The organism is Nocardia amamiensis NBRC 102102 (assembly GCF_001612745.1).
Lineage (GTDB): Bacteria > Actinomycetota > Actinomycetes > Mycobacteriales > Mycobacteriaceae > Nocardia > Nocardia amamiensis.
Genome location: NZ_BDBA01000415.1, coordinates 1 through 1,694 on the forward strand (window position 1 = coordinate 1; position 1,694 = coordinate 1,694).

General features: G+C 66.5%; 2 protein-coding genes. Both read left to right on the forward strand.

The window, feature by feature from the left end; all coding sequences use genetic code 11:
* Window positions 1–125: 125 nt before the first annotated feature.
* Window positions 126–647 carry a helix-turn-helix domain-containing protein gene (locus NA4_RS38120; protein ID WP_218022535.1) on the forward strand — a complete coding sequence of 174 codons (522 nt, stop codon included), beginning with the start codon at window positions 126–128 and terminating at the stop codon, window positions 645–647.
* Between the two features lie 120 nt (window positions 648–767).
* Window positions 768–1,676, forward strand: coding sequence for an IS5 family transposase (locus NA4_RS38125; protein ID WP_067481094.1), 909 nt, complete (start codon window positions 768–770; stop codon window positions 1,674–1,676).
* The last annotated feature ends 18 nt before the right edge of the window (window positions 1,677–1,694 follow it).

Genomic DNA, 1,694 nt, shown 5'->3' on the forward strand with positions numbered 1-1,694 from the left:
AGTGCCTGTGAAGAAACTGATCAGATAGCTCTTCTGGCGTGGTGATCTGCGGTTTTCGTTGTGTGCCTGTCGGGTTGGTTGCTGGCGGTTTATCGTCGGAGCTGCGGGGGCCGATGGAGGCGGTCATGGTGTCCTGGCGTGAGGAGCTGGCTCGGCGTGAGGCGGGGCTGGCCGACGAGGTAGCGCGGTTGCGTCGCCAGATCGGTGAGTTGACCGATCAGCTGGCCGCGCAGGAGTTGCGGTTGTCGAGGCTGGTGATCACTCGGGAGACGATGGCGGAGTTGTTCGGCGAGGTAGATGCCGGTGAACCGACTATTCCCGGCGAGCCGGGCGGAGTTGAGGTGGGCGTGCATACCCGACAGGCGCAACCGGTTTCGGAGTCGGCGCGTGGGATCGGGTTGGTGCTTGTGCCGCAGCGGTCAGCGGGTGCGGACGCGGCGGCGGTGTTGCCGGGTGACTACTGCGAGATTTTGGCGGTGCTGGCCGAGGCCGGTTCCGGGTTGCGGGCCGGGCAGGTCGCGGCGGAATTGGGGATCGCGGTGACCGCGCGGTCGAAGGTGGAAGGGTTGCGGTCGAAGCTGAAACGCCTGGTGGAGCGAGGATGGGCGGTGCAGCAGCCGTCAGGGATGTTCACGATCGCGCAATGATGGTGGCGTCGTGGGTGATTGACACCGCGGCCCTCGTGCGGTGTGGCACCGCGGTGGGGGCGGGACCAAGTGGTAGCCAAGCAGTCACCACAACCGTCGCCGCCCACGAGGTCCCGCCCCATGACGTTCTACTCCGCAACCCTGTCCGCTGGCACCGATATCGCCGAAACCGGTTGCGGCTGTGTGGCGTGCAGGTTCGGGCACGGCGCCCGTCGACCGGGCAGAGTGCGCCGATACACCTCCGACACCACCGACGCGCAATGGGAGCAGTTGGCGGCGGTGCTGCCGTGGCCGGTCTGGCTCGACGGCGGCGGAGGCCGGCCCGAGGAATACTGCCGCCGCCAGATCATCGACGCGATCTTCTACCTGGCCGACAACGGCTGCAAATGGCGCAACCTCCCGTGCGACTTCCCGCCCTGGCGCACCGTCTACGGCCTGTTCACCCGCTGGTGGCACAACGGCGACGTCCTGGCCGTGCACAACGACCTACGAGATCGATTGCGCGCCAACGCCGATCGAGATCCGGACCCGACCGCGGCGATCATCGATTCCCAAACCGTGCGCGCCGCCGAAACCATCGGCACCGCCTCCCGCGGCTGGGATGCCGGGAAGAAGCTGAACGGACGTAAACGCCACGTCATCGTCGACACCCTCGGGCTGCTCCTGATCGTTCACGTCACCGCCGCCAACATCCAAGACCGCGACGGCGCACGTCCAGCCCTGCGCCAGCTGCGTGAACTCTTCGCCACCCTCACCCTGGTCTGGGCCGACGGCGCCTACGCCGGCAAGCTCGTCGGCTGGGCCCGCCAGCACCTCGCACTCACCCTCGACATCGTCAAACGCAGCGACGACACAACCGGATTCGTTGTCCTACCCCGACGTTGGGTCGTCGAGCGCACCCTCGCCTGGATCACCAGACGCCGACGATGCGTCCGCGACAACGAACGCCTACCCGAACACCACGAAGCCATGGTCACCTGGTCGATGATCATCCTCATGTCTCGGAGACTGGCCCGCACCCAGAAATGAGCAGTTTGTTCACAGGCA